Genomic DNA, 24,478 nt, shown 5'->3' with positions numbered 1-24,478 from the left:
CACCGACGACCGCCTCGCCCTGATCCCGTCCCTGCGCGCCCCGCGCCGACCGTCGGCGGCGCCGCGAAACGGTCCCAAGACCCGTGTCCCGGTCGCCTGGGGACGAGAGCCCTGGCCGGAGAGGCGGGCGCTCCGCCGGACCGGGACCTGGCACCCTGGCAGGCCGCTTCCGCCCCTCATTAGCCTTTCGCCATCTGAGGAAATGGGGAAGGAACAATGGCCGCAAGGCGCAATTCTCGGCGTTCGATCGTGCGACGCGTGCTGCTCGTCCTCTCGATGGTCGTCGGCACTCTGACGGTGTTCTCCGCGACGAGCACACCGGCTTCCGCCGAGGCCGCGTACAACTTCGTGATCAAGAATTACGCGACCGGAGACTGCCTCGTCCGCCCCCAGAAAGTGAGCGACCACGTCTACCTCGCCCCTTGCAGCGGCAGCCCCAACGAGCGCTGGGGCTCGAGGTGCAGCGACTGGCTCTGTTACGGCATGCAGTTCTACAACCTTGCCAACGGCAAGTGCCTGACCGGCGCGAGCCCGGCGCCCGGCGCCTCCGTGGGTCTGTTCACCTGCTCGACCCTCGGCGCCAGGGAGGTCTGGTGGGGCCAGGTGTCCGACACCCTCCAGGCCTTCCGCTTCGCGAACTCCCACCAGAGCGACCAGTGCCTGGCACAGATCAGCAGCGCCAACGTCGCCCTCGAACCCTGCAGCCTCTCCACCACCCAGTTCTGGACCATTCTCTTCCCCTAGGCCCTCGCATCTCGTTGACGGATAACGGGAGCCCGCCTGGTCGGCCGACGGGCTCGGAGGCGGGACGCGTTCGGGCAGGCATGGCGTCCCCCCTCCAGGTCGTTCGGGTGGTCTTGGCATACTGGATCTTGGTGTGTTCGTCGGGATCGGGGGGTCCGGTGAATTCGGCTCGGTGTGTGCTGCTCGCCTTGGTGTTCCTGATCGCGGCGTGCGGTGGTGAGAGCGGGCTCGGCGATCAGCTGCCGACGGGCGACACCTCCGTCGGGGGAGAGAGGGGTCCGATCTATCAGGCCCTGCGGGCGAAGAACTGCGACAGGGCGCAAGAGTTGTTGGACGCCGCCGATGAGGACTTCCCCAACAAGGACCTGTACCTGGCCGGGATCGCGAACTGCAAGGGGAACCGCAAGAAGGCCAGGGCGTACATGAAGAAGTACCGGGAGCAGCACGATATGCCGGGTGCTCCGGAGGGCAGTCCTGTCCCGACGGACTCCGGCAATCCTTCCGAACAGTTCGGCGACGTCTGGTACGAGTGCTATCTGATCAAGGAAGTAGAGGGGGGATCGGCCGAGGAGTGTGCTGAGCCTCCGCCGGAGACGAGTCCCGGGAGAGACGAGAAGACGTCGCCGGAGAAAGGGACGCGTTCGGCCGAGCCGACGCGGACCGAGGAGCCGACGACGATGGATCCGTCTCCGGAGCCGGACTCGTCCCCGCCGCCCGAGCCTCAGCCGTCCTGATGGGCGACGAAGGGCCGGAAGGCTCGATGACGCGCTGGCTCCTCGCCTTGGTGGGCAACGCGACGATGATCACGGCGCTGCTGGTGTACTTCGGCTGGCAGCGCAACGAAGCGATGTACAAGGCGCTCGGTTTCGACGAGAGCATCCTCGGCCTGTCCACCCGGGACTACCTGCTGCGCAGCATCAATCCCGCCCTGACGCTGGTGCTGATCATCGGCATGGGCGGTCTGCTCTTCCTCGGCCTGGACCGCTGGTCGAGCCGCGCGCTCGGCGCTCCGGGCAGCCGACGGGCCCGGCTCGCCCTGGCCCTGTGCTGCGCGGCCGTGCTGATCGTCGTCGCCTCCCGGCTCGTCAGGCGCGTTCCCGTTCTCTCGGACGGCACCCTGGTATACGCGCTCTTTCCTCTGGGCCTGGGCCTCGGGGTGTTCATGGTGTTCTGTGCCGCCCGCCCCTACCTGGCCGCCGAGGACGCCCACCTCGTTCCTCCCGCCTTCTTCGTCTGGCTCATCGTCGCCGCGACACTGTTCTGGGCGACGTCCAACTACGCGGCGGCCGAAGGCCGTGCCGCCGCCGCCGACGTGGAGCCCGGAAGCCTGACCGGCGTCACCGTCTACAGCCCTTACCGCCTTGAGCTGGGCGCCGACGAGGTCGCCGAGAAGGTCCTCGAATCGGAGCCCACCACCGCAAAGGAACCCCGCGCCTACCTCTACCGCTACACCGGGCTCCGTCTCCTGGAGCGCATCGGCGACCGCTACTTCCTCATCTCCGATGCCTGGATCTTCAACGACCGGCAGACCCTCACCGTCCTGTCCGACGAGGATCCCATTCGCCTGGAGTTCACCCCCCGCTGACGGCGGAGTTCGCCCCACGGGGAAGCCGTCCGCCTTCCTCGGGCCCCGGCGGTCAGGGCTTGCGGGCCACGCCGCCGACGGACCAGGAGGCGTCGGGGTGGGGAGTGGAGCCGGCGAGGTGGGGGCGCCACTGGGAGAGGGGGACGACGCCGGGGTCGATGAGGTCGAGTCCGTCGAAGTAGCGGGCGACCTCGGTGCCGCTGCGGACCTGGTTGCGGCGTCCGTCGAGCAGGCCGTCCCGGTTGAAGAGTTCGATCATGTCCGAGGTGGTGGCCTCGCAGGGATCGCGCACGACGTGCGCGATCACCAGGTGGCCGCCCGGAGCCAGCCGGTCGGCGAGGCGCGCGGCGACCGAGGCCGCCACCTCGTCGGAGTAGACGGCGAGGACCGCGCGCACGACGAACGCCGTCGGCCGCCGCAGGTCGAGGAAACCGGCCAGGTCGGGGTGGTCGAGCATCGCGTCGGGGTCGCGGGGATCGGCCCGCAGGACGCGCACGACGGGGCGGCCCGCCAGGGAGCGTTTGCCGTCGTTGGCCACGATCGCCTGCCCGTAGAGCGCCGCGACGGGATCCTCGTCCACGCACACCACGCGGCCCGGCACGCCGAGCCCTTCGAGTACCTGGTGGATGCTCCCGTGGACGGGCAGACCGCACCCCACGTCCACGAACTGGTCGACGCCCTGGCCCACGAGATATGCGACGGCCCGGTGCAGGAACCCGTTCAGCTCCGCGGTCATCAGCGGCACCTCGGGCATGATCGCCAGGAGTTCGTCACCCAGGGCCCGGTCGACGGCGAAGTTGTCCTTCCCGCCCACCAGATAGTCCATGACCCGCGCGAAGTTCGGCACCGTCGGGTCGATGGGACCGGGTACGCGCTCACTCATCTCGGCATCGTAGACCGAACCGCCCCGACATACCGCGCATCCTGCACAGACGGTCGTCGACCCCCGCCCACCGGCCCCCAGCAGCGGGCACTCGCCGCCACCTGGGTCATGCGGTCAGGCGGATGAGGTAACCGGTGAAGCGGTCCTGCCGGGCGGCGGGGGCCGACTCGAAGCGCCGTGCCTTGGGGATCGGGGTGCGGGTGGCGGAGCCGGCGACGGGCACGAACGTCCTGCCGCCGGGTGCCTCGGGGGCGAAGCGGACGTGGACGGCGTCGATCGCGCGCACGGTCCCGGTCACCTCGCTCGTCGCCGCGACCTCGTGGTGGTCCTCGTATGCGTCCGCGTCAAGGCCCGGATACACCTCGTACCTCCCCATGGCGAGCGTCCAGGTGACCCGGTCGCCCACCTGGAAAGGCTCCCCGCAGCACTCCATCTGCCAGTCGTCCATCCACACGTCGACTTCCATCCACGGATTCTCCCACGCACGCCGTCGCGGCGCCCCGGAGCCTCCGTGACGATCCCGGCACCGGCCGGGTCCTGTGCGGGTGGGTCGCGTATCGGGGCCGTAGGAAATCGGGGGTTCGGTGTCGCGGGGGTGTCAAGGGACGGGTTTCGGCGTCGGATGCGGAGTTGTCTTGGCGGTGCCGGTCGAGGGGAGAGGGTGGTGCCGATGTCGAGCAGGACGCCGTGGTGGGGGGAGTGCCCGCCGGGATTCGCGTTCGCCGCGGGTTGTGCGGCGGCGGTCGGCGGGTGCCTTCTCGCCGCGGTCCTCGATCGGACGCCCGACGGAAGGCTCGTCGTGCTGGCGCTCTGCCTCGGGGGCACCGCCGCGGCCGTCCGCCACCTTCCGGCCCTCCTCGCGACGGCCGTGGTCGGCTGGCTCTGCCACCTGGGGTTCCTCGTGGAGACGGGCGGCGAACTGGTCTGGCACGGGGGTGTGGACGGGTGGCGGCTCGGCGTGCTGGTCGCGGCCGTCGTCCTCGGGTCCGCGCCGTGGCTGATCGCGAACGCGGCCCGCTCCACGAGGTCGTTCCGGGCGGGCACGGGGGAACCCGACGCCGCCGAAGGCGTGCCCGGCCCGTCGAAGGCGCCCCTCCGGCGCTGGTCGGCGGAGGGGCGCCTCGGCGGTGGGCCGGTGGTCAGGCGCTGACGGCCTTCTTGTAGAGGCGGGTCGCGAGGGGGACGAACAGGAGGAGCATGACGGCGATCCAGAGCAGGGACGCCGGGACGGCGTGCCGAAGGGGCCAGGCGTCGGACGTCCGCGCCGCGGCGCCGGTGTTGCCGAAGAGTTCGCGGGCGGCCTGGGTGAAGGTGGAGACGGGGTTCCACTCCGCGACGACGCGCAGTGGCGCGGGGAGGCCGGCGCTGTCGATGAAGGCGCTGGAGACGAAGACCAGGGGGAGCGAGACCAGGTTGGCGATGCTGCTGAAGCTCTCGGGGGTGCGCAGGACCAGCGCCACGGTCGCGCTGAGCCAGGAGAAGGCGTAGGCGAAGAGCAGCAGGAGGACGAAGCCGAGGACGGCCTCCAGGGGAGAGGTGTGCACTCGCCATCCGACGACCAGGCCCATCACCGCCATGACGGTGAGGCTCGCGAGGTTCAGCAGCAGATCGCCGGCGGTCTGGCCGATCAACACCGCGGACGGGGCCATGGGCAGCGAGCGGAAGCGGTCGAAGATCCCCTTCTGCAGGTCGAGGGTGAGGGTGTACCCGGTGATCTGGGCGCTGATGATGACGGCCTGGACGAAGATGCCCGGGAGCAGGTACTCACGGTAGGAGACGCCCGGGACGTCGATGGCGCTGCCGAAGACGTAGGCGAACAGCAGCACGAGCACGACGGGCAGCGTGATGGTGCCGACGAGGACCTCCGGGGACCGCCGGATCTTCAGGGTGTTGCGCTTGGTGATGGTCCAGCCGTCGACGATCGGGAGGGCGAGCGCGTTCATCAGGAGGCCTCCTTGACCTGTGGGGCGGCGCCGGACGTCCGATGTCCGGTCAGGGTGAGGTAGACGTCGTCGAGGGTGGGCCGCCGCAGCCCGGCGTCCCGCACGCGGACCCCGGCGTCGGCCAGCCGGCCGAGGATCAGGCGGAGCGACTCGGGGCCGTCGGTGACCGAGATGACGAGCTTCAACGACTCGGGCACGGTCCGGAGGGTGCCGACGGGGAACCGTTCGAGGGCCTGCCGCGCGGTGTCCAGGTCGGCGGCGCCGGCCACGGTCAGCTCGATGCGGTTGCCGCCGACCTGGTCCTTGAGCTCGTCGGGGGTGCCACCGGCGATGGCCCGGCCTTGGTCGACGACCAGGACGCGGTCGGCCAGGTGGTCGGCCTCCTCCATGTACTGGGTGGTGAGCAGGAGGGTGGTGCCGCCGGAGACGAGTTCGGAGATGGTGTCCCACAGTGCAGCCCGCGCTCTCGGGTCCAGGCCGGTGGTCGGTTCGTCCAGGAACAGGACGGGCGGGTCGGCGACCAGCGCGCCCGCGAGGTCGATGCGGCGGCGCATGCCTCCGGAGTAGCCCTTGACGGGGCGGTCGGCGGCCTCGGTGAGGTCGAACCGCTCCAGCAGTTCGCTCGCGCGGGCCTTACTGCGCCTGGCGCCCAGGTGGTACAGGCGGCCGACCATCTCCAGGTTCTCCGCGCCCGTCAGATGCTCGTCGACCGCCGCGTACTGGCCGGACAGGCCGATGCGCGAGCGCAGCCGGGCGGCGTCGCGGACGACGTCGCATCCGGCGACGGTGGCGCGGCCCGCGTCGGGTCGCAGCAGGGTCGTCAGGACCCTGACGGTCGTGGTCTTCCCCGCGCCGTTCGGGCCGAGCAGGGCCAGCACCGTGCCTTGCGGGACGGCGAAGCTCAGCCCGTCGAGGGCGTTCACCTCGCCGTACCTCTTGACCAGTCCTTCGGCCGTGATCGCGTCACTCATGGGGGCTCCCTGCTGTGATGGGGGGTCGCTGTGATGGGGGGGTCGGAGACGGAGCCCGCCGCGGCGTCGCCGGTCTCGGGCCGTGTTCGTCGGGTTCTACTTCTGGGGGTCTTCGCCGGCCGCGGCCGCGATGGCGTCGGTCAGGCGCTTGCGCGCACGGGCGGGGGCGTAGCCGCCCTCCGTGTAGTTCCTGGCGAACGCCTCGACGAACTCGACGGGGTCCTCGCCGACGATCGCGCGGATCGGCGTGTCGTCTGCCGCGGCCTGCTCGAACAGGTCGGCGAGGTCCTCGAACGTCGCGGCGTTGCGGTCGGCGTCGGTCGGCACGAAGTGCATCAGGTAGCGCTCGATCGCGTCGACCGCCGCGCGGTGGTTCTCGGGAAGCTGCTCCTTGCGGGCCTTGTACGCCCTCCAGCGCTTCTTGGGGCCGATCACCTTGGCGATGAAGCCGCTCTTCTCGGCATCGGACATGGTCACTCGCCTCCTTCGCGGAGCTGTTCGAGCCGTGCTGTGAGGAAGCTCCAGGTCCTCCAGAACTCTTCGAGGGATTCCCGTCCCTGGGCGTTGAGGGAGTACACCTTGCGCGGCGGACCCTTCTCAGAGGGGACCTTCGCCACGTCGACGAAGCCGCGCTGCTCGATCCTGACCAGCAGGGCGTAGATGGTGCCCTCGGCGATGTCGGAGAAGCCCTGATCGCGCAGCGACGCGGTGATCTCGTAGCCGTAAGCGGGCCGCCCGGACAGGATCGCCAGGACGATGCCCTCCAGCGTGCCTTTGAGCATCTCCGTCAGCTGTTTGCCCATGGCGCACCTCCCTTCTAGCTATTCGGTGTTGCTGACTACCGGTACATAGTAACAATGAATACCGGTACTTAGCAACACCGAATAATGCCGCCGCCGTGGCCCGGCCGGAGCGGCTCGGGGCGTGCGGGCGGCCGGTCCGAGAGATGGGCCGGTGTCCAACGGCCCGTATGATGCGGCGCATGAGCGCTGTACAGCCCGGTCGTCGGCGCAACGCCGCGGCGACCCGGGAGGCGATCCTCGACGCCGCGGTCGTCGAGTTCACCGAGCAGGGGTACGCACGGGCCGGCGTGCGGCAGATCGCCGAGCGGGCCGGCGTGACGGCGATGATGATCAATCGCTACTTCGGCCAGAAGGAGGGCCTCTTCGCCGAAGCCGTCGACCGGTCCTTCGCCCCGCCGACCGTCGTCGGCGACGACCGCCGCGACCTGGCGCGCGACATCGCGCGGCGGCTCGCCGCGCGCACCGCCCCCGGCGCCGAGCGGCTCGACCCGTTCCTGCTCATGCTCCGCTCGGCCGCCGATCCCGAGGCCGCGGCGATCCTCCGGCGGGGGGTCGAGACCCACGTGGGCGCCCGGCTCACCGGGCTGCTCGACGGACCCGACGCGGAGGTCCGCGCCGAGCTCATGCTCGCGCTCGCCGCCGGGACCTGGCTGCTGCGCTCGGTGGTGGGCACCGGCGCCCTCGCCGACGCCGACGCCGACCTGCTGGCCGACCTGCTGGCCGACATGCTCGAACCGGTGGGCCGGGGAACCGGCGCCGCCCCGGACGACCGCGACGACGGCGTCCGGGGCGGCACGGCGGAGTAGCGGCGCCCGGCCATCAGAAGGCCGAGCGGACCGTCCCGCCGTCCACGCGGATCGTCGCTCCGCTGATGTACTGCGCGTGGTCGCCGCACAGGTACGCGACCGCCGCGGCGATCTCGTCCGGCTCGCCGAACCGTTCCTGGTCGTTGGGCACCAGGGCCTCCACGGCGTTGCGGTGCACCTCCTCCCAGGTCCGCCCCCATCCGCGGGCGGGGGCGAGCTCCATGACGAGCTCCTGCACCGCCTCGACGACGATCGCGCCGGGCGAGACGACGTTCGAGGTGACGCCGGTGCCCTTGAGTTCGCGGGCGAGCGACACCGCGAGGTTGTGCCGGGCCGCCAGCGTCGCGTTGTACTGCGGGTGGGTGTTCATCGGCTGGGAGGCGAGGCCGCCGCCGATGGTGACGACCCTGCCCCAGCCGCGCTCGCGCATCGCCGGGACGAGGAGCCGGATCATCCGGACGCCCGAGACGACGTTGATGTCGTAGGCGTCACGCCACTCGTCGGGCGTCGCCTCGGTCCACGTCAGATGCCGGTAGAAGCCCGCGTTGTTGACGAGGATGTCGATGGGACCGTGCGCGGTCGCCGCGCGTGCCGCCTCCGCGGCCCCCTCGTCGTTCGCCAGGTCGCCCAGTGCGATGTCGGCGACCCCGCCCGCCGCGCGGATCTCCCGCGCGGTCCTTTCCGCCCGGTCCCGGTCCCGCCCGTGGACGACGACGGCCGCCCCTTCGGCGGCCAGCATCTTCGCCGTCGCCGCGCCGAGCCCGGAGGTGGACCCGGTGACCAGGGCCCGCTTGTCGGTGAGCTTGAGATCCATCTTGTGCTTCTTCCCACGGATTCCGTCCGCGCCCTGATCGGCGCGGGCGGGTTTCATCCATAAGTATACAGCTGTAGACAAATCGGCCGGATTCCGGGCGGCGAGTCCGGTCAGATGCGGCCGAGACCGTGGAGCAGGGTCTCCACCACGATGTCGGCTGCCGGGCCGGGGTCGAGGTCGGGCATCCGCCGGGCCACCAGGTGCATCAGTTCGGGCAGCAGTGTCGCGGCCCAGCCGTCGGGGAGGCCGGCGCGCAGTAGGCCCTCGTCCTCGGCCCGGCGCAGGAAGGCGTCGACCTCGGCGACCGACGCGTCGCGCCGGGTGCGGCTGGCATCGTCGGCGAGCATGCGGGCGAGGTCGACGGGCCAGGTGCGGTTCACGTCGATGACGTTCTCGACGTAGCGGTGCAGTGCGACCGGGACGGGGGCCTCGCGCAGGCGGGCGTCGGCGATGGCCCGCTCGACGGCGTCCAGCCGGGCCTCGTAGATGGCGGACAGCAGCTCCTCCCGGGAGGAGAAGCGCCGGTAGACGGTGCGCCGGTCGACGCCGGCCTCGGCGGCGATGGCGGCGATGCTCACGCCCGGATCCGCGGCCAGCATGCGGGCCCCGGTGGTGAGGACGGTCTGGATGTTGCGTGCGGCGTCTGCTCTCACAGGCGACAGCCTACCCGCAAGTGCTGCTCGATCGAGTCTCATGGTGTTGTCATCGTCACATGAATGTGTCATCAAGGAATCTAAGTGCTACCTTGATGAGACAGATAGCCGAACGATCTGAACGGGACAGCACATGATCACCTATGACCGGCTCTTCATCGCGGGGACCTGGACCGAACCGAGTGACGCGGACCTGCTGGACATCCGGTCGCCGCACGACGGCACGCTGCTCGGCCGGGCCGCCCAAGCCGGGACCGCGGACGTCGACCGCGCGATCGCCGCCGCCCGCGCCTCCTTCGACGAGGGCGTCTGGCGGGAGACCCCGCCCTTGGAGCGCGTCGTGGTCCTGCGGCGCTTCAACGCGCTGCGCGAGCGGAACGCGGACCGGATCGCCGGGCTGATCGCCGCGGAGAACGGCTCGGCGGGATGGTTCACCCGCGCCGGCCAGCCCGGCCTGACCCGGCAGGCCGAGGCCTACCTCAAGGCGGCGGAGGAGTTCGCCTGGGAGCAGACCCTGATCCCGTCGGATCCGGCCTCGACGGTGCGCAGCGTCGTCCGCCGCGAGGCGATCGGCGTCGTCGCCGCCGTGATCCCGTGGAACTCGCCCTTCTCCTCCGCGACGTCGAAGATCATTCCGGCGCTGCTCGCCGGCAACTCGGTGGTCCTGAAGGTCTCCCCGGAGAACTCCCTGAGCATGGGGCTTCTCGCCGAACTCGTGGCGGAGGCGGGCCTGCCGGAAGGCGTGATCAGCGTGCTGCCCGCGGACCGGGAGGTCAGCGAGTACCTGATCGCCCACCCGGACGTCGACAAGATCGCCTTCACCGGCTCGACCCGTGCGGGCCGGCGCGTCGCCGCGATCGCCGGCGAGCAGCTCAAGCGGGTCAGCCTGGAGCTGGGGGGCAAGTCCGCCGCCGTCATCCTCCCCGACGCCGACCTCCACGCGGCGGTGCAGGGGCTGAAGTTCGCCGCCCTCCTCAACAACGGTGAGTCCTGCATCGCGCAGACCCGCATCCTGGCCCCGCGCGACCGCTACGAAGAGGTGGTCGCCGAGCTCAAGACGCTCGTCGCCTCCCTCAAGGTCGGCGATCCCCGCGATCCGGACACCTTCATCGGCCCGATGATCCGCCCCGACCAGCAGCAGCGGGTGCGCGAGTACATCGAGATCGGCATCGAGGAAGGGGCCCGCCTCGTCACCGGCGGACCCCAGATCCCGGAGGGGCTGGAGAAGGGCAACTACGTCACGCCGACCCTCTTCGCCGACGTCGACACCTCGATGCGCATCGCCCAGGAGGAGATCTTCGGCCCGGTCCTCGTCGTGATCGCCTACGACGACGAGGACGACGCCGTCCGCATCGCCAACGACTCCGAGTACGGCCTGTCCGGCGGAGTCTGGTCCGCCGACGAGGAGCACGCCCTCGACGTGGCCCGGCGCATCCGTACCGGCACGGTCACCGTCAACGGCGCGTCCGTCGGCTTCGACGGGCCCTTCGGCGGCGTCAAGGCCAGCGGCATCGGCCGCGAATACGGCGCCGTCGGCCTCGGCGGCTACACCGAGTACAAGACGATCACCGTCTGATCCGCGCTCCGCCTCCGGCATCCCGGGACGACCTCCCCCACCCGCCGCGCGAGCCCGGCCGGCCCGCCCGCACGGGACCCCCGAAAGGACGGCTTTCCCCATGTTCAAGACCCGACGCTCCCCGGAACCCGAGGCCCGCGGCGTCGCCGCCGCCATGACCGCGCTGGTCCTCGTGGTGCTGCTCGCCACCCTCGACCAGACCATCGTCGCGACCGCCCTGCCGCGCATCGCCGCGGACCTCGACGGTTTCGACGGCATCGCCTGGATCAGCGCCGCCTACCTGCTCGCCTCGACCGCGGTCACCCCGCTGTGGGGCAAGCTCGGCGACATGTTCGGCCGCAAGACCCTCTACCTGGTCTCCACCACGGTCTTCCTCATCGCGTCCGCGGCCTGCGGCCTGGCGCAGGGTCTGCCGGAGCTCATCGGCGCCCGCGTCCTGCAGGGGCTGGGCGGCGGCGGCATGATCGTCCTCACCTTCGCCCTGGTCGGCGACATCGTGGCCGCGGAGGAACGCGGCCGCTACCAGGCGATGTTCGGATCCGTGTACGGCGTGGCGAGCATCGTCGGCCCGCTGCTCGGCGGGGTGTTCACCGATCGGCTCTCCTGGCGCTGGGCCTTCCTGGTCAACCTTCCCGTCGGCGTCATCGCCCTCGTCATCGCCGTCCGCGTCCTCCCCGCCGCCGGCGGCGGCGTCAAGGCCCGCATCGACTACGCGGGCGCCACGGTGCTCGCCGCGATCGCCACCGGCCTCGTGCTGGTCACCTCCTTCGGCGGCCGCTGGGGCTGGGGCTCGCCCGCCATCGTGGGCCTGGTCCTCGCCACCGTCGCGCTCGCCGCGCTTCTGGTGCCCGTCGAGCGGCGCGCCGCCGCGCCGGTCCTGCCGATCGCCCTGCTGAGCTCCCGCACCGTGGTCTTCTCCGCGCTGATCGGCTTCGTCGCCAACGCCGCGATGTTCAGCGTCCTGGTGTACCTGCCCACCTACCTGCAGATCGTCGACGGCGTCTCGGCGACCCTCTCCGGCGTCCACATGCTGCCGCTGGTCGCGGGTCTCGTCCTCAGCCAGTCCCTGGCAGGGCGCTGGGCGGCGCAGGTCGAACGGCTGCGGCCGATCCTGGTCTCCGGGCTGCTGATCAACCTCGCCGGGCTGCTCCTGCTGTCGACCCTCGGCGCCGCCACCGGAACCGTCGTCCTGGGCGGCTACTTCCTGCTCACCGGCATCGGCATCGGCATGGTCCCCATGGTCGTGCTGACCGCGGTCCAGAACTCCGTGCCCGCCGCCGACATCGGCGCCGCGAGCGCCGTGGTCACCTTCGCCCGGTCCATCGGCGCGGCCTTCGGCGTCGCAGTCTTCGGGGCGCTGCTCACCAGCGGCTTCGCCGCCCGCACCGCGGACCTGCCCCGCCTCGGCGGCTTCGACCCGGCCCGCCCGGAGTCCATCGCCCGGCTCTCCGCCGACGCCCGAGCCGTCGCCCTCGACGCGTTCGCCCACGCCACCGGCGCCGGCTTCCTCTGGCTGGCCCCTGCCCTCGCCGCGGGCACCGTCCTCGCCCTGCTCCTCAAGCGCCCCCGCCCCGCCCCCGCCCAGGAGCCGACCCGCCCGGCCGAGGCCCGCCCGGCCGTCTCCTGACGACGACGCCCCGGGCTCCCGGTTCGCGGAAACACCCGGTCCAGCGACCTGCTGGGCCGGGATCCTCGCGATTTTCAAAGAGACGCTTGCGTCTATTTGGAGGGAGGCGTACCGTCGGGTCATCCAAGTGATTGATTGGAGAACCCGGTGGCCGATGGGACGCGTACGCGGATCCTGGATGAGGCGCTTCGGCTGTTCGCCGAGCGCGGCTACGCCGGGACGTCCGTCGCGGCGATCGAGGCGGCCGCCGGACTGTCACCTCACTCCGGCTCCCTTTACACGCATTTCGGGTCCAAGGAACAGGTGATGGCCGCGGCGGTCGAGCGCGCCATCGCCACCGCGGAGAGGGGCTTCGCGCTCGCTCCGATGCTCTCCCTGGGCAATCTGGAGGCCGAGCTGACGCTTCTGGCGCGCGGCTCGCTGCTGCTGCTGAACGACTGGCGCGACCTGATCCGGGTGATGGCCAAGGAGTGCGAGCAGTTCCCGGCCGTGATGGAGGACGCCCGCGAACGCTTGTTCGCCCGGTCGCACGAGTTCCTCGCCGGCTGGCTGGCGGGAAAGGCGCCCGGGCCCGGCCCGGACTTCGAGGCCGTCACCACGATCTGGCTCGGCGCCATCGAGAACTACTGGATCGTCACGCACATCCACGGCGCTCGGCCGTTCGGCATGGACGACGACCGCTATGTACGGCAATGGGTTTCCACGCTGATGACCGCGATCGGAGCACCGCCATGACCGCGTTCGATCTGAACGACCCCGACTTCATCGCCAATCCCTACCCCGTCTACGCCTGGCTCCGCGACGTCGCGCCCGTCCACTACGGCACCACCAACGACCTCTGGCTCGTCAGCCGGCACGACGACGTCCTGGCCGTGCTCCGCGACGCGCGGCGCTTCTCCTCCGACCTCGGGAACGCCGACGACAACCCGTTCAACCCGGCGCTGCGGTCCCCGCGCGCACTCTCCCGGCTGCTCGACCGCCTCCCGCCCGCCCGGACCCTGCTGACCAGCGACCCGCCGGACCACACCCAGCTGCGCCGCAAGGTCGCCAAGGCCTTCACCCCGCGCCGGATCGCCGCACTGGAACCCCGCATCAGGCAGATCGCCGAACAGCTCGTCGACGACCTCGACGGCGACCTCGTGCGCGACCTGGCCTCCCCGCTGCCGACCATCGTCATCGCCGAGATGATGGGCATTCCCGCCGCCCGCCGCGACGACTTCAAACGCTGGTCGGACGAGCTCGTCGACGGTCTGCTCACCGGCGGCAGCAGGCTCAAGATGGCGAGAAGCGCGATCGCCATCTCCTGGTTCTTCGCGCGGACCGTCCGTAGCAGGCGACGCAGTCCGGGCGACGACCTCATCAGCCTCCTCACCACCCGCGACCAGGACGGCGACGCCCTCACCCTCGGCGAGCTCGTCAACTTCTGCATCCTGCTGCTCGTCGCCGGCAACGAGACCACCACCAACCTGATCTCCAACGCCATGCTCGCCCTGTTCGACCGCCCCGACCTGTGGCGCAGGCTCGGCGAGGACCCCGGCCTCGCCTCCGCCGCGGTGGAGGAGACCCTGCGCTACGACGGTCCGGCCCAGGGACTGCTCCGCATCACCACCACCGAGGTGGTGATCGGCGACGTCACGATCCCGCAGGGCGCGCGCGTCCTGCCCCTGCTCGGCGCGGCCAACCGCGACCCCCGCCACTGGGCCGACCCCGACGCCTTCCGCCTCGACCGCCCCTCCAACGACCACATCGCGTTCGGCTCGGGCATCCACTACTGCATCGGCACCGCCCTGGCCCGCCTCGAAGCCCGCGTCACCCTCGAGACCCTCGCCCGCCGCCACCCCCACCTGGCCCCCGCCGGCCCCCCGACCCGCATCCAGAGCCCGGTACTCCGCGGCCTGCGCACCCTCCCCGTCACCGTCCGGCCCGCCACCGTCCCCGCGCACCCGGTCGCGACGGCCCAGCCCGGCTGACCCGGTCCCGCGAAGGGCGAGCGGGCCCGCGCGTCACTGCTCGTCGAGGAAGAGTTCTTCGATCGTCAGGGCGAAGAGCCGGGCGAGGCGGAAGGCGAGGGGAAGGCTGGGGTCGAACTTCCCCGTCTCGATGGCGTTGATCGTCTGCCTGGACACGGCGGCCCGCTGGGCCAGCTCGGCCTGCGTCCAACCGCGTTCGGCGCGAAGGTCCGTGATGCGGTTCCTCATCGGTAGCGGATCTTACCGATGAGGAACGAGATCAAGAAGACGGCTCCCATGAGCGCGGGAAGGACGGCGACGTCGACGCCGCGGGCGACGAGGCCCGCGGTGTCGGCGACGATGTAGGCGAATCCGACGACCCACGCCACGCCGAGGGTGATCGCCAGCGCGTCCTGCAGGAGCTTGCGCTGCAGTTCGTCGACGGTGTGCAGAAAGCGCGTGAAGACGACGATCCAGCCGATGCCGACGGCGAGATTGACGGCGACGGCGGCCCAGCTCGTCACGTGCGCAGGCGGGTCCCACAGGAGCCGGGGGCCGAACTTGGCGAGGGCGAGGCTCGCCGCCCAGGCGCACGTCCAGAGCGCGAGCCGGGCGGTCGCCTTGATCTCGTTGAGTACTTGCACGGGTGCCTCCGCCGACGCGATGTCAAGTGTGCTTGACACGGTAGGCACCGCCTCTCGGTGGTGTCAAGCGTGCTTGACATCGAGCGGTACCGGTCCGGCTCACCAGCCGCCTTCGAGGAAGGCGAGGAAGGCGGGGGACGGATCGGCGGCGGTGCCCGTGTTGGCGACGGCGACGACGACCAGGGCCGCCGCCAGGAGAGCCGCGAGGATCCCGAAGGTTCCGAGCACGCGCCTGGCCGATCGAGCCGAGCGCTCGGTGCGCGCCGTCGCGCGCCACAGCAGGGCGCCGCCGAGGAGGAGGGCCGCCGCGACGACGGCGGCGATCACCGCCATCACCGCGTGGTAGCGGGCGAAGTCCTCGATCATCAGGTCCAGGGCGGGCGGGTGGGGTCCGCCCGGCGCCGCGGCCAGGTTCCGCCGGGCCTCGGCGAGCGTCCCGTCGGCCGGCAGCATCGGCAGCAGCGACGCGAAAGGCGTGATCGCGCCCTGGACGTTGGCCATGACCGTCACCAGTGCGAACACCGCGAGCCCGGCGGCGGCGCCGCCACCCGAGGCGAGCGCCGCTCGCCGCCCCCTTCCGGATCCGCCGCTTCGCGCGTACGCCCTCCAGAGCCGGACGGCGAGCAGGCCGAACACGGCGAGGAGCATGCCCGCGAGCGCCGCCTTGGCCACGTGATACCGCGCCCAGTACTCGATGACGCTCGCCAGCCCCGCCGCCGGCTCCCGTCGCCCGGACGCCCAGTACCCGTCGAACGACGCCGACATCGCCTCGACGAGTTCCGCCCGCCCCCCGAACCCGGTCCCCGTCCCCACCCCGGCCAGGACCCGGGGCGCGACGACGAACGCCCACGCCGACGCCACCGCCACAAGCGCGAGCACCCAGGGGCGTCCCGCGGACCGTGCCGAAGCCACTCGACCCGACATCGAACCTCCACTGTGCGAACCATGACCTCAGCGGATCCTCCCGCCCACCCGCCCGCTCGCACATCGCCGCAGAAAACGATCCGGGCCTGGTTCCCGAGCATGACCCGTCCCGCCCCCCTCACCCCCGGCGCCTACCCGCCCGCCCCGGCCGGACGTCCGGGCGGCATCCGACGGCCTAGGACGCGGCGCCATGGAGATGGGGATGACCGGGTTCGGGAGCTCGTGCGGCGGTTCGTTGCGGTAGGGATGGGGGGATGGGACGACGCGGCCTTCGAGCGCCGCCTGGTGGCCCGCGACCGCGTCGGGGGCGCGTCAGCAGCAGCCGGAGGGCGGGCGGGAGTCGCTGCGGAGGTGCCAGAAGCGCTTCTCCGACAGGACGGGCTCGTCGGGGTGGGCGGCGGCGCGGTGTTCCAGGTAGTGCTCGTAGGCGCGGTCGCCGGTGAACTCGCGGAGCAGACGCCAGAAGGTGCGGAGCTGGGGCGTCACGGGGCGGTCTTCATGTGTTCGCGTTCGGTGCGGGTGGGGAGCAGGCCGGAGGGGGCCCACAGGTCGGAGGCGACATAGGGGTCCTCGGTCGTCGTCGTGGTGCGGCGGCGCAGCGCGGTGAGCCAGACCCGGACGGCGTCGGCGAGGACGACGATGACGACGAGGGCGAAGAAGGCCGCGAGGACGCCGTCGACCGTGGAGTTCAGGACGACCTGTTCCATCGCGTCGACGGACCCGGCGCTGCCGAGCGAGGTCTTCCCCGCGTCGAGCGCGTCCTGGTAGAGGTCGCGCTGGGCGAAGAAGCCGATCCGCGGGTCGCCGGACAGGACCTTCTGCCAGACCGCGGTGAGCGTCACCGCGACGTCCCAGGCGAGCGGGACCAGCGTCACCCACGCGTGCCGGGCGCGGCCCGACTTGATGAGCAGTGTCGTGCAGACGATCAGGGCGATCGCGGCGAGCAGCTGGTTGGCGATGCCGAACAGGGGGAACAGCTGGTTGATGCCGCCGAGGGGGTCCTTGACGCCCGCCCACAGGAACCAGCCCCAGGCGGCGACGACGACCGCGCTCGACAGGTACACCCCGGGCTTCCAGCTCACGTCGCCGAACCTCCGCCACACGTTGCCCACGGTGTCCTGGAGCATGAACCTGCCGATGCGGGTGCCCGCGTCGACCGTCGTCAGGATGAACAGGGCCTCGAACATCACCGCGAAGTGGTACCAGAACGCCTTGGCGCCGCCGACCGAGGCGAAGATGTCCGCGATCCCGACCGCGAGGGTGGGCGCGCCGCCCGTCCGGGCGACGAGGGTCGTCTCGCCGACGGACTCCGCGGCCCGCGCCAGCTGCTCGGGGGAGATGGTGAACCCGACGCCCGCGACGGCCTGGGACGCCGACTCCAGGGTGGGCCCGAGGACCGAGGCGGGCATGTTCATCGCGAAGTACAGCCCAGGGTCGATGACGCACGCGGCGATGAGCGCCATCACCGCGACGAAGGACTCGGTGAGCATGCCGCCGTATCCGATGACCCGGACCTGGGACTCCTTCTCCAGGAGCTTCGGGGTGGTGCCGCTGGAGACCAGCGCGTGGAAGCCCGACAGCGCGCCGCACGCGATGGTGATGAAGACGAACGGGAACAGCGCCCCGGCGACGACAGGGCCGTCACCCGTCCGGGCGAAGGACGTGAACGCCTCGGTGCGCAGATCCGGCAGGGCCACGAGGATGCCCGCCGCGAGCATCGCGACGACGCCGATCTTCATGAACGCGCTGAGGTAGTCGCGGGGCGCGAGCAGCATCCAGACCGGCAGCACCGACGCGACGAACCCGTACCCGACGAGGGCGAACGTCAGCGTCTCGGGCGACCAGGTGAACGCGTCGGCCCAACGGGAGTCGGCCACCAGGCTCCCGGCGGCCACCGCCAGGACGAGCAGGACCGCGCCGAAGGCGGAGGCCCGCAGGACCCGGCCGTAGCGCAGGTACCGCAGGTAGAAGCCCATGAGCAGGGCGATGGGGATCGTCATCGTGATGGAGAAGGCGCCCCAGGGGGAGTGCGCGAGGGCGTTCACGACGACGAGGGCCAGCACCGCCAGCAGGATGACCATGATGGACAGGGCGCCGACGAGCGCGGCGACGCCCCCGACGGGCCCGATCTCGTCCTTGGCCATCTGGCCGAGGCTGCGCCCGCCGCGCCGCATCGAGAAGAACAGCACCACGAGGTCCTGGACGGCACCGGCGAAGACGACCCCGACGATGATCCACAGCGTCCCGGGCAGATACCCCCACTGCGCGGCGAGGACCGGCCCGACCAGCGGCCCCGCCCCCGCGATGGCCGCGAAGTGGTGGCCGAACAGCACCCGCCGGTCGGTCGGGTGGAAGTCGATCCCGTTGTTCTTCGACTCGGCGGGCGTGGCCCGGGTGTCGTCCGGCCGCAGCACCCGATAGGTGACGAACCGGGCATAAAACCGATAGGCGATCGCGTACGACGCGAGCGCCGCGAACAGGATCCAGGCCGCGGACACCCGCTCCCCCCGCGCGACCGCGAGCACCGTCCACGCCAGCGCCCCGCCCGCCCCGACCAGAACCCAGACGGCCTTCTCCCGCACCACGAACCTCCCCCGAGCCTGCCACCGCCCGCCATGACATCACACGAAGCGACATCGCGATCACGGATCGAGAAGGTTGGCCAAGCCCGCCCCGGACGACGCGCCGTCCCCGTCCGGTCCGGGCAACCTTTCGGCGGACCTCGGCTGTCTTTAGTCACGGAGTCCTGAGGAAGGCGGCTGACAGATGCGGGAACCCCCCGAATACGCGACCTACGTACGGGCGCGTTCGCCAAGGCTGCTGCACATCGCGTACCTGCTCTGCCGAGACCGGGCGCTGGCCGAGGACCTGCTCCAGACGGCCCTGGCGAAAGCCTGGACGGCCTGGCGGCGGATCGAGAACGACCCCGATCCGTACGTCTACCGGATCATGGTCAACACGCACAGTTCCTGGACCCGGCGGCGCTGGCGGGGCGAGATCCCCGTGGCCGAGCCGCTTCCGTTCACGCAGTCGCCGGACACGACGGGCGACGCCGACGACCGGGCGTTCCTCTGGGCCGCGCTCGGCCGGCTGCCCCGGGGCCAGCGGACCGTGCTGGTGCTCCGCTTCTTCGAGGATCTGACCGAAGCCCAGGTCGCGGGCATCCTCGGCTGCTCGGCCGGAACCGTGAAGAGCCAGGCCAGCAAGGCCCTCGCCAAGCTCCGGATCGACCCGGAGATCGTCGAGACCGTCGCGAACAGGAGCCTTTGAGATGTCACCCAGCATGCGGGATCTCCGCGCGGTCATGGAGGACGCGGGGGACGGGATGGACCATCCCGCCGACCGTCTCGACCTGGTCCGGCGACGAGTCGGGCGCAGTCGCCGTCGCCGTCTGGCGGCAGGGGCCGCCGCGGTCGCCCTCGGCGTCGGCGCCGTGTTCGCGTTCCTGCCCTCTTCCGAGGGGACGACGTCGCAGTTCGTCCAGCCGGGCCCGACCCCGCCGCTGAGCGGCCGCCCCGTCACCGGTCTTCCCGAGAGCGCGGAGGGCATGAGGCTGGTGACCGCCGTCAAGTACGACGTGCTCAACCGGCCCGCGCACCTGACGTTCACCCCGACCGGCCCGACCTCGCTGATCATCTTCCGCTGCGACCAGCCGGGCGCGGTCTACCAGCGGGGAGTCGGCGCGGTGGGGTGCGGCTCCCCTCCGACGCCCGACACGCCCCCGACCGAGCCCAACGGCGGCTCCAGCTACCACGACACCACGGCCGGAGTGCCCGTCTCGATGGATCTGTTCGCCACCGGAGAGGGTGTCAGGTCCGATATCTCCGACGCGGACTCCGCCGACCGCTACCTGGCGGGAGCCGCGCGGGAGAACGGGGGCTGGACCGTGGCGGTCTACAGCGGGACCTGCACCAGCCCGCACTGTCAGTCCGTTGAGGAGTTCAAGGAGCACCCCGGTCCGCGGGAGCCCGAGGACCCCGCCGCGGGCCGGGAACCGCTCTCGACGCGCACCGGCACCGCCGACTCCCGCCGAACCCCGGTGCGGACGGAGGGCCACGGCGTCGACCTCCACCTGGTCTGCGCCGAAGGCGCCGCCTGGGCCGTCACCTGGCTCGACGGCAGGATCTCCCGGCCGATCCCGTGCGAGGCGGCCGAATCGTCCGGCGTCCACTGGTCGGCGGGACCCGGGCGGCTGGAGATCGCGGTCTTCCCGGCTTCAGCGAACCCGACCGCGAACAAGGCCGCGATCGCACGCCTGATGAAGCACCCCGACCCGATGGGCGCGTGGACCCTCAAGGTCTACGAATGATCCCCTGACCTTCACCTGGGCTTGGGACGGCGCCCGCGCACCCGGCGGCGCCGTCCCGGCGTTCGCCACCGCGCTCACCCGTGGTGCTTGGTCTTCTGTAGGTGGAGCAGGGCGAGGAGGGCGAGGAGGGCGGCGGCGGCGGTCGCCCAGGGCACTCCCGCGGGCAGGATGAGGCCTCCGAGGAGGGTGCCGAGGCCGATGCCGAGGTAGATCGCGGAGGCGTTGAGGCCGACGACGAGGGGTGTCTCGTGCGGGGCCAGGGCGATGAGGCGATGCTGTTGCGGCGGGGTCTGGCACCAGCTGCTCGCGCCCCAGACCAGCATGAGCAGACCGGTGAGGGCGGGCCACTCGGTCCCGGTCGCGGCGGCCCAGGAGAGGACTCCGAGTCCTGCCGCCATGGCGAGGTATCCGGCGGTGAGGACGTGGATCGAGCTCCACCGATCGGTGGCGAAGCCGGCCGCGAGGTTGCCGATCACCGCGCCCAGCCCGTAGAGGAACAGCATCCAGACGATCATCGACGGCGAGGTGCCCACGGCGCCGAGGACCGGCACGCTGTACGCGTAGACGACGTAGCTCGCCGCCATGCCGAAGACGGTCAACGGCAGCACGGCCGGCACGCCGGGACGGCGCAGCACGGCGAGTCGAGCACGCAGCGGAGTCCGCGGACTCCCCGGCAGGCTCGGCATGCTCAGGCGCAGCGCGACGGCGACGGCGAGGCAGACCGCGCCGACCAGGCCCAGGGCGGCCTGCCAGCCCATGGCTCGTGCGGCGAGGCCGCCCAGCGGGATGCCCAGCGCCGTCGCGGCGGTCAGGCCGCCGATCACCACTGCCAGTGCGCGCGCCCGTTCCTGCGGTCTGACGAGTGCCGCGGCCACCGCGCCGGCCGCCGGTGTGTACGCGGCCGCGCCGAACGCCGCGATGACCCGCGAGCCCAGGAAGAAGGCGAAGTCCGGCGCGACCGCCGAGCCCACGTTGGCCAGGCCGAGGACGACGAGCGCCGAGACGAGCAGGAGGCGCCGCGGAACGTGCGCGGTCGCCGTCGCGAGGGTCGGCGAGAGCACGGCGTACGCGACCGCGAACACGGTGATCGACTGTCCGGCCGCGCTCGGTGTGACGTGAAGGGAACTCGCGATTGAGGGCAGGAAGCCGGCCGTGACGAAGGCGTCGGTGCCGACCGCGAACGTGCCGAGCGCGAGCACCGCCGTCGATGACAGCCCGCGGACGCCCTGGCCGTCGGCCTCGGTCGGCGAGCTATTCGGGATATTTTTCATCCTCATTCAGGTCCTGTGTTCGGTCGTTTCGGCGCAGTGGTCTCTCGGCAGGCGCGCCTGCCGGCGTTCGGTGTGCGCCCGGTCAGGGCAGCGGCCGGCTCATCTCCCGGTAACGCCGCCTGGTGCGCTCCGCGCTCGCCTCGGGGCTGGCCGACATCAGGTCGGCGATCGTCTGCGCCGCGAGCTCCCGGCGCCACGCGAGTTCGGCGCGCAGCATCGCGGCGGACACGCCGCAGGGCCGGCGGAACTCGTCACCGCCGCCGAGACCGCCCACCCCGCTCTGCCGGATCTCCGTGCAGCGGAACAACTCGTCGGCGCCTTCGAGGGCGGTGACGACGTCCATCAGCGTGATGCTCTCCGGCCTGCGCGCGAGAGCGAAACCACCCTGGACCCCCGGCGTGGATTCGAGGATCCCCGCCCGGGTCAGTGCCTGAAGCTGCTTCTTGAGGTACTCCGTCGGCACGTCGAACCACGCGGCCAGCCTGCCGGTCGACACCGGCCCTTCTCCTTCGAGCCACGCGAGCGTCAGGCAGCAGTGCACTCCCCACTCGACCCCGGAGCTCATTCTCATAACCAGGATATTAGATGTCCCGATTGGCGATGGCAACCCGGGTGCAAACCGATTTAATCGACCTTATTGGTTGACATCTGTCCCGCCGGTGCTCATGATCGCGGGCATGGACCTGACCGATGAGGGTGTGTACGAACGGGTGCGGGCCGGGCAGTTCGCGGAACTGTCGCGGCGCGGGATGCTGAAGGGGTCGGTCGCCTCGGCGGCCGCGCTGACGGCGGTCGGCGGCACGGCGACGGCGGCACGGGCCGACGGGCCGATCGTGAAGCCGCTGCCGCCCGAATGGTTCACGGCGTTCGGCACCAACGCCGAGATGAAGTGGGACGCCGTGCGCGGACTCGGCTTCCTCACCCCGAACGAGCGCTTCTTCGTCCGCAACCACGTCTCGACCCCGCTCATCGACGCGGCGGCGTGGCGGCTGCGGATCTGGGGCAGCGGCGTCCGGACCCCGCTCGAGCTGGGCCTGGCCGAGCTGCGCGCGCTCAAGGGCGAGTCTCTCGTCGCCTCGATCGAGTGCACCGGCAACGGCCGCAGCTTCTACACCTCCCAGCAGGGCCAGACCGTCTCCGGCACCGGGTGGAAGCTCGGCGCGGTCGGGGTGGCGCGCTGGCGCGGCGTCCGGCTCTCGACGCTGCTGCGCCGGGCCGGGCTCACCCACGACGCGGTCGACGTGCTGCCCTCCGGCCTCGACCCCGACTACATCGACAAGGGCGTGAACCTCGGCAAGGTCCGCCGTCCGCTCTCGGTGCAGAAGGCGCTGAAGGACGTCCTGGTCGCGTACGAGATGAACGGGCAGCCGCTGCCTCCGGACCATGGGTTCCCCGTGCGGCTCGTCGTGCCCGGCTGGGTCGGCAGCGCGTCGATCAAGTGGCTCGGCGACCTCCAGGTCGCGAACGAGCCGCTGTTCTCGCCCTGGAACACGAGCTTCTACCGGATGTTCGGCGAGACCTACCCGCCCGAGGGCAGCGCCCCGCTCACCGTGATGAACGTCAAGAGCGCGTTCGAACTGCCGTGGAACGCGACCCTGACCGCGGGCCGCACCGAGGTGCTGCACGGCAGGTCCTGGTCCGGCGCGGGCCGCATCGCCCGGGTCGAGATCAGCGTCGACGGAGCCACCTGGGAGCGGGCCGAACTCGAACGGTCCCACAGCTCCGCCGCCTGGCAGCGGTGGCGTTTCCGCTGGCGCCGCCCCGCCGCCGGCGCCTACGCCCTGCGCGCCCGCGCCACCGACGAGCACGGCAACGTCCAGCCCGACGTCAGCCCGCACAACACCCTCGGCTACCAGTTCGGCGCCGTGGTCCGCCACCCCGTCACCGTCGCCTGACCGGGCGCCCGCGCCGGCCGGGGAGGCCCCGGCCGGCGCGGCGTCACCAGGTGAGCGGGCCGGTGTTGGGCGGGGTGGCGCCGACGGCGCGGCCGTCGGGGTCCAGGAGGCGGCCCATCTGCTTGAGGGTGCGCAGGCACACCGCCCGGTCGGCGAGGACGGCGCCGGGGGCGCGTTCGGTCAGCTGGGCCTCCAGGCGGGGCAGGTCCTCCACGCTGCGGAGCCAGACCACGAGCAGGAGGTTGCGCGGTCCGGTCAGGGCGCAGGCCGAGCGCACATCGGGCAGGGTGGCCAGCGCGCGCCCCGCGGAGTCGAGGTCGCGAGGGGCGGCGGAGGCGCGCAGCACCGCGGTCACGGGCCAGCCCGTGACCGACTGGGCCACCTCGCAGCGCGGCCGGAGCATGCCGGTGGCCAGAAGGCGCTTCAGGCGGCGGCGCGCGGTCGGCTCGCTGATCGACGCCCGGTCGGCCAGGGCGGCGTAGGTCATCCGGCCGTCCTCGTGCAGCAGCCGGTACAGCTCGCGGTCGATCTCGTCGACGGCGACGGGCGTGGGCGGGGCGGCGGGGGAGGGGGACCCGAGTGCCTGCCGCTGGGACGGCTCCAGGCTCCGCAGCCGCCACCGGCTCGCCTCGCCGTACGCGGCGGTGCGCAACTCCGCGCGGACCGACCGCACTCCGGGCAGCGGTTCGACGAGGTGCTCCAGGGCCCCGGCGAGTTCCGCGGGGGACAGCAGCCCGAGCACGACGAGCAGGGCGTGCTCGCCGGTCAGCCGGTAGACGTAGCGGACCTCCGCGCGGGCCGACAGGGCCACCGCGACGGGCTCGGCCGCGCCCGGCTCGCAGGAGATCTCGACGTACGCCATGCAGTAGCCGCCGTGGAGGGCGGGCCCCAGCACGCAGGTCACCCAGGCGAGGCCCGCGCGGTGCAGCCGGTCCCAGCGGCGGGCCGCCGTGGACGGGTCGACGCCCAGGGCGCGGCCGAGGGCCGACCAGTCGGCGCGGGGCGTCACCTGGAGCGCGTTGATCAGGGCGAGGTCGATCTCGTCGACGGATTCCGGCGGCACGGACCCACTGTGACAGAG

General features: G+C 71.8%; 28 protein-coding genes. 12 read left to right on the top strand and 16 right to left on the bottom strand.

The window, feature by feature from the left end; translation table 11 throughout:
- Positions 1-258: 258 nt before the first annotated feature.
- From EDD29_RS22440 to EDD29_RS22430, 3 genes are all read left to right on the top strand, one after another.
- Positions 259-744 carry an RICIN domain-containing protein gene (locus EDD29_RS22440; RefSeq protein ID WP_170201511.1) on the top strand — a complete coding sequence of 162 codons (486 nt, stop codon included), beginning with the start codon at positions 259-261 and terminating at the stop codon, positions 742-744.
- A gap of 188 nt (positions 745-932) precedes the next feature.
- On the top strand, positions 933-1,478 hold the full coding sequence (locus EDD29_RS22435; protein WP_148086054.1) for a hypothetical protein: 546 nt from the start codon (positions 933-935) through the stop codon (positions 1,476-1,478).
- Between the two features lie 26 nt (positions 1,479-1,504).
- The gene (locus EDD29_RS22430; RefSeq protein ID WP_148086053.1) at positions 1,505-2,329 is read left to right on the top strand and encodes a hypothetical protein; all 825 of its coding nucleotides are present in this window, start codon (positions 1,505-1,507) and stop codon (positions 2,327-2,329) included.
- 52 nt (positions 2,330-2,381) lie between these two features.
- Here EDD29_RS22430 and EDD29_RS22425 read toward each other — a convergent pair whose 3' ends face one another.
- Complete coding sequence (locus tag EDD29_RS22425; protein WP_123666304.1) at positions 2,382-3,212, bottom strand: SAM-dependent methyltransferase; 831 nt, start codon at positions 3,210-3,212, stop codon at positions 2,382-2,384.
- Between the two features lie 106 nt (positions 3,213-3,318).
- Positions 3,319-3,678, bottom strand: coding sequence for a DUF6578 domain-containing protein (locus tag EDD29_RS22420; RefSeq protein WP_123666303.1), 360 nt, complete (start codon positions 3,676-3,678; stop codon positions 3,319-3,321).
- A 204-nt stretch (positions 3,679-3,882) separates the two neighbouring features.
- Between EDD29_RS22420 and EDD29_RS22415 the strand changes: the two genes are divergently transcribed.
- Positions 3,883-4,362, top strand: a complete 480-nt coding sequence (locus EDD29_RS22415) for a hypothetical protein (protein WP_148086052.1) — start codon at positions 3,883-3,885, stop codon at positions 4,360-4,362.
- On the opposite strand, the gene EDD29_RS22410 is transcribed toward EDD29_RS22415, so the two are convergent.
- From EDD29_RS22410 to EDD29_RS22395, 4 genes are all read right to left on the bottom strand, one after another.
- Positions 4,352-5,155: an ABC transporter permease gene (locus tag EDD29_RS22410; protein WP_123666301.1), complete on the bottom strand. Its 804-nt coding sequence runs from the start codon at positions 5,153-5,155 to the stop codon at positions 4,352-4,354. The two genes, EDD29_RS22415 and EDD29_RS22410, sit on opposite strands and share 11 nt — an antisense overlap.
- On the bottom strand, positions 5,155-6,126 hold the full coding sequence (locus tag EDD29_RS22405; RefSeq protein ID WP_123666300.1) for an ATP-binding cassette domain-containing protein: 972 nt from the start codon (positions 6,124-6,126) through the stop codon (positions 5,155-5,157). The genes EDD29_RS22410 and EDD29_RS22405 overlap by 1 nt, the downstream gene beginning before the upstream one ends.
- Positions 6,127-6,222: 96 nt before the next feature.
- Positions 6,223-6,597 carry a DUF1048 domain-containing protein gene (locus tag EDD29_RS22400; RefSeq protein ID WP_123666299.1) on the bottom strand — a complete coding sequence of 125 codons (375 nt, stop codon included), beginning with the start codon at positions 6,595-6,597 and terminating at the stop codon, positions 6,223-6,225.
- 2 nt (positions 6,598-6,599) lie between these two features.
- Positions 6,600-6,929 (bottom strand): PadR family transcriptional regulator, encoded by a 330-nt coding sequence (locus tag EDD29_RS22395; protein WP_123666298.1) that lies wholly within the window; start codon positions 6,927-6,929, stop codon positions 6,600-6,602.
- Between the two features lie 179 nt (positions 6,930-7,108).
- Here EDD29_RS22395 and EDD29_RS22390 point away from each other — a divergent pair, with 179 nt between their 5' ends.
- Positions 7,109-7,735, top strand: coding sequence for a TetR/AcrR family transcriptional regulator (locus EDD29_RS22390; RefSeq protein ID WP_123666297.1), 627 nt, complete (start codon positions 7,109-7,111; stop codon positions 7,733-7,735).
- A gap of 13 nt (positions 7,736-7,748) precedes the next feature.
- Here EDD29_RS22390 and EDD29_RS22385 read toward each other — a convergent pair whose 3' ends face one another.
- Entirely contained in the window at positions 7,749-8,549 is an 801-nt protein-coding gene (locus EDD29_RS22385; protein WP_123670619.1) for an SDR family NAD(P)-dependent oxidoreductase, read from the bottom strand.
- A gap of 110 nt (positions 8,550-8,659) precedes the next feature.
- Positions 8,660-9,202, bottom strand: a complete 543-nt coding sequence (locus tag EDD29_RS22380; protein WP_211359837.1) for a TetR/AcrR family transcriptional regulator — start codon at positions 9,200-9,202, stop codon at positions 8,660-8,662.
- A 133-nt stretch (positions 9,203-9,335) separates the two neighbouring features.
- Here EDD29_RS22380 and EDD29_RS22375 point away from each other — a divergent pair, with 133 nt between their 5' ends.
- The 4 genes from EDD29_RS22375 (at position 9,336) to EDD29_RS22360 (ending at position 14,375) form a co-directional block, all read left to right on the top strand.
- A complete protein-coding gene (locus EDD29_RS22375) occupies positions 9,336-10,778 on the top strand; it encodes an aldehyde dehydrogenase (RefSeq protein ID WP_123666296.1) in 1,443 nt (480 codons plus the stop codon).
- Between the two features lie 100 nt (positions 10,779-10,878).
- On the top strand, positions 10,879-12,405 hold the full coding sequence (locus EDD29_RS22370) for an MDR family MFS transporter (RefSeq protein WP_123666295.1): 1,527 nt from the start codon (positions 10,879-10,881) through the stop codon (positions 12,403-12,405).
- 147 nt (positions 12,406-12,552) lie between these two features.
- The gene (locus EDD29_RS22365; protein ID WP_170201510.1) at positions 12,553-13,140 is read left to right on the top strand and encodes a TetR/AcrR family transcriptional regulator; all 588 of its coding nucleotides are present in this window, start codon (positions 12,553-12,555) and stop codon (positions 13,138-13,140) included.
- Positions 13,137-14,375: a cytochrome P450 gene (locus EDD29_RS22360; RefSeq protein WP_123666293.1), complete on the top strand. Its 1,239-nt coding sequence runs from the start codon at positions 13,137-13,139 to the stop codon at positions 14,373-14,375. The genes EDD29_RS22365 and EDD29_RS22360 overlap by 4 nt, the downstream gene beginning before the upstream one ends.
- A gap of 33 nt (positions 14,376-14,408) precedes the next feature.
- Here the strand turns inward: EDD29_RS22360 and EDD29_RS22355 are convergent, their stop codons facing one another.
- The 5 genes from EDD29_RS22355 to EDD29_RS22335 all read right to left on the bottom strand — a co-directional run bounded on the left by EDD29_RS22355 (position 14,409) and on the right by EDD29_RS22335 (position 18,504).
- A complete protein-coding gene (locus EDD29_RS22355) occupies positions 14,409-14,603 on the bottom strand; it encodes a helix-turn-helix transcriptional regulator (protein ID WP_123666292.1) in 195 nt (64 codons plus the stop codon).
- Entirely contained in the window at positions 14,600-14,998 is a 399-nt protein-coding gene (locus tag EDD29_RS22350) for a hypothetical protein (RefSeq protein ID WP_123666291.1), read from the bottom strand. The genes EDD29_RS22355 and EDD29_RS22350 overlap by 4 nt, the downstream gene beginning before the upstream one ends.
- 99 nt (positions 14,999-15,097) lie before the next feature.
- Positions 15,098-15,877, bottom strand: coding sequence for a hypothetical protein (locus EDD29_RS22345; protein WP_123666290.1), 780 nt, complete (start codon positions 15,875-15,877; stop codon positions 15,098-15,100).
- Between the two features lie 357 nt (positions 15,878-16,234).
- Entirely contained in the window at positions 16,235-16,408 is a 174-nt protein-coding gene (locus EDD29_RS22340) for a CstA-like transporter-associated (seleno)protein (protein ID WP_123666289.1), read from the bottom strand.
- Positions 16,405-18,504 (bottom strand): carbon starvation CstA family protein, encoded by a 2,100-nt coding sequence (locus EDD29_RS22335; RefSeq protein WP_246052930.1) that lies wholly within the window; start codon positions 18,502-18,504, stop codon positions 16,405-16,407. Before EDD29_RS22335 ends, EDD29_RS22340 begins: the two co-directional genes overlap by 4 nt.
- Before the next feature lie 184 nt (positions 18,505-18,688).
- Between EDD29_RS22335 and EDD29_RS22330 the strand changes: the two genes are divergently transcribed.
- Together EDD29_RS22330 and EDD29_RS22325 are read left to right on the top strand one after the other, a co-directional pair.
- On the top strand, positions 18,689-19,192 hold the full coding sequence (locus EDD29_RS22330; protein WP_123666287.1) for a SigE family RNA polymerase sigma factor: 504 nt from the start codon (positions 18,689-18,691) through the stop codon (positions 19,190-19,192).
- A gap of 1 nt (position 19,193) precedes the next feature.
- A complete protein-coding gene (locus tag EDD29_RS22325; protein ID WP_123666286.1) occupies positions 19,194-20,231 on the top strand; it encodes a hypothetical protein in 1,038 nt (345 codons plus the stop codon).
- A gap of 74 nt (positions 20,232-20,305) precedes the next feature.
- On the opposite strand, the gene EDD29_RS22320 is transcribed toward EDD29_RS22325, so the two are convergent.
- Together EDD29_RS22320 and EDD29_RS22315 are read right to left on the bottom strand one after the other, a co-directional pair.
- Positions 20,306-21,508, bottom strand: a complete 1,203-nt coding sequence (locus tag EDD29_RS22320) for an MFS transporter (RefSeq protein WP_211359836.1) — start codon at positions 21,506-21,508, stop codon at positions 20,306-20,308.
- A gap of 76 nt (positions 21,509-21,584) precedes the next feature.
- Positions 21,585-22,073, bottom strand: a complete 489-nt coding sequence (locus EDD29_RS22315; RefSeq protein WP_123666284.1) for an RrF2 family transcriptional regulator — start codon at positions 22,071-22,073, stop codon at positions 21,585-21,587.
- A gap of 106 nt (positions 22,074-22,179) precedes the next feature.
- Here EDD29_RS22315 and EDD29_RS22310 point away from each other — a divergent pair, with 106 nt between their 5' ends.
- Positions 22,180-23,397 (top strand): sulfite oxidase, encoded by a 1,218-nt coding sequence (locus tag EDD29_RS22310; RefSeq protein ID WP_246052928.1) that lies wholly within the window; start codon positions 22,180-22,182, stop codon positions 23,395-23,397.
- Positions 23,398-23,440: 43 nt separating this feature from the next.
- Here EDD29_RS22310 and EDD29_RS22305 read toward each other — a convergent pair whose 3' ends face one another.
- The gene (locus EDD29_RS22305; RefSeq protein WP_211359835.1) at positions 23,441-24,460 is read right to left on the bottom strand and encodes an Lrp/AsnC family transcriptional regulator; all 1,020 of its coding nucleotides are present in this window, start codon (positions 24,458-24,460) and stop codon (positions 23,441-23,443) included.
- Positions 24,461-24,478: the final 18 nt, after the last annotated feature.

This window comes from Actinocorallia herbida, assembly GCF_003751225.1.
In the GTDB taxonomy this organism is placed as follows: domain Bacteria; phylum Actinomycetota; class Actinomycetes; order Streptosporangiales; family Streptosporangiaceae; genus Actinocorallia; species Actinocorallia herbida.
Note: the sequence above shows the minus strand (reverse complement) of the source record. Positions and strands in the feature narration are given on the sequence as shown.

What these genes read in the sequence shown, in the direction of transcription:
- EDD29_RS22430 (WP_148086053.1), top strand. Translation starts at nt 1,505, where the DNA reads ATGACGCGCTGGCTCCTCGCCTTGGTGGGCAACGCGACGATGATCACG.
- EDD29_RS22425 (WP_123666304.1), bottom strand. Translation starts at nt 3,212, where the DNA reads ATGAGTGAGCGCGTACCCGGTCCCATCGACCCGACGGTGCCGAACTTC.
- EDD29_RS22420 (WP_123666303.1), bottom strand. Translation starts at nt 3,678, where the DNA reads ATGGAAGTCGACGTGTGGATGGACGACTGGCAGATGGAGTGCTGCGGG.
- EDD29_RS22415 (WP_148086052.1), top strand. Translation starts at nt 3,883, where the DNA reads ATGTCGAGCAGGACGCCGTGGTGGGGGGAGTGCCCGCCGGGATTCGCG.
- EDD29_RS22410 (WP_123666301.1), bottom strand. Translation starts at nt 5,155, where the DNA reads ATGAACGCGCTCGCCCTCCCGATCGTCGACGGCTGGACCATCACCAAG.
- EDD29_RS22405 (WP_123666300.1), bottom strand. Translation starts at nt 6,126, where the DNA reads ATGAGTGACGCGATCACGGCCGAAGGACTGGTCAAGAGGTACGGCGAG.
- EDD29_RS22400 (WP_123666299.1), bottom strand. Translation starts at nt 6,597, where the DNA reads ATGTCCGATGCCGAGAAGAGCGGCTTCATCGCCAAGGTGATCGGCCCC.
- EDD29_RS22395 (WP_123666298.1), bottom strand. Translation starts at nt 6,929, where the DNA reads ATGGGCAAACAGCTGACGGAGATGCTCAAAGGCACGCTGGAGGGCATC.
- EDD29_RS22390 (WP_123666297.1), top strand. Translation starts at nt 7,109, where the DNA reads ATGAGCGCTGTACAGCCCGGTCGTCGGCGCAACGCCGCGGCGACCCGG.
- EDD29_RS22385 (WP_123670619.1), bottom strand. Translation starts at nt 8,549, where the DNA reads ATGGATCTCAAGCTCACCGACAAGCGGGCCCTGGTCACCGGGTCCACC.
- EDD29_RS22375 (WP_123666296.1), top strand. Translation starts at nt 9,336, where the DNA reads ATGATCACCTATGACCGGCTCTTCATCGCGGGGACCTGGACCGAACCG.
- EDD29_RS22370 (WP_123666295.1), top strand. Translation starts at nt 10,879, where the DNA reads ATGTTCAAGACCCGACGCTCCCCGGAACCCGAGGCCCGCGGCGTCGCC.
- EDD29_RS22360 (WP_123666293.1), top strand. Translation starts at nt 13,137, where the DNA reads ATGACCGCGTTCGATCTGAACGACCCCGACTTCATCGCCAATCCCTAC.
- EDD29_RS22355 (WP_123666292.1), bottom strand. Translation starts at nt 14,603, where the DNA reads ATGAGGAACCGCATCACGGACCTTCGCGCCGAACGCGGTTGGACGCAG.
- EDD29_RS22330 (WP_123666287.1), top strand. Translation starts at nt 18,689, where the DNA reads ATGCGGGAACCCCCCGAATACGCGACCTACGTACGGGCGCGTTCGCCA.
- EDD29_RS22325 (WP_123666286.1), top strand. Translation starts at nt 19,194, where the DNA reads ATGTCACCCAGCATGCGGGATCTCCGCGCGGTCATGGAGGACGCGGGG.
- EDD29_RS22320 (WP_211359836.1), bottom strand. Translation starts at nt 21,508, where the DNA reads ATGAGGATGAAAAATATCCCGAATAGCTCGCCGACCGAGGCCGACGGC.
- EDD29_RS22315 (WP_123666284.1), bottom strand. Translation starts at nt 22,073, where the DNA reads ATGAGAATGAGCTCCGGGGTCGAGTGGGGAGTGCACTGCTGCCTGACG.
- EDD29_RS22310 (WP_246052928.1), top strand. Translation starts at nt 22,180, where the DNA reads ATGGACCTGACCGATGAGGGTGTGTACGAACGGGTGCGGGCCGGGCAG.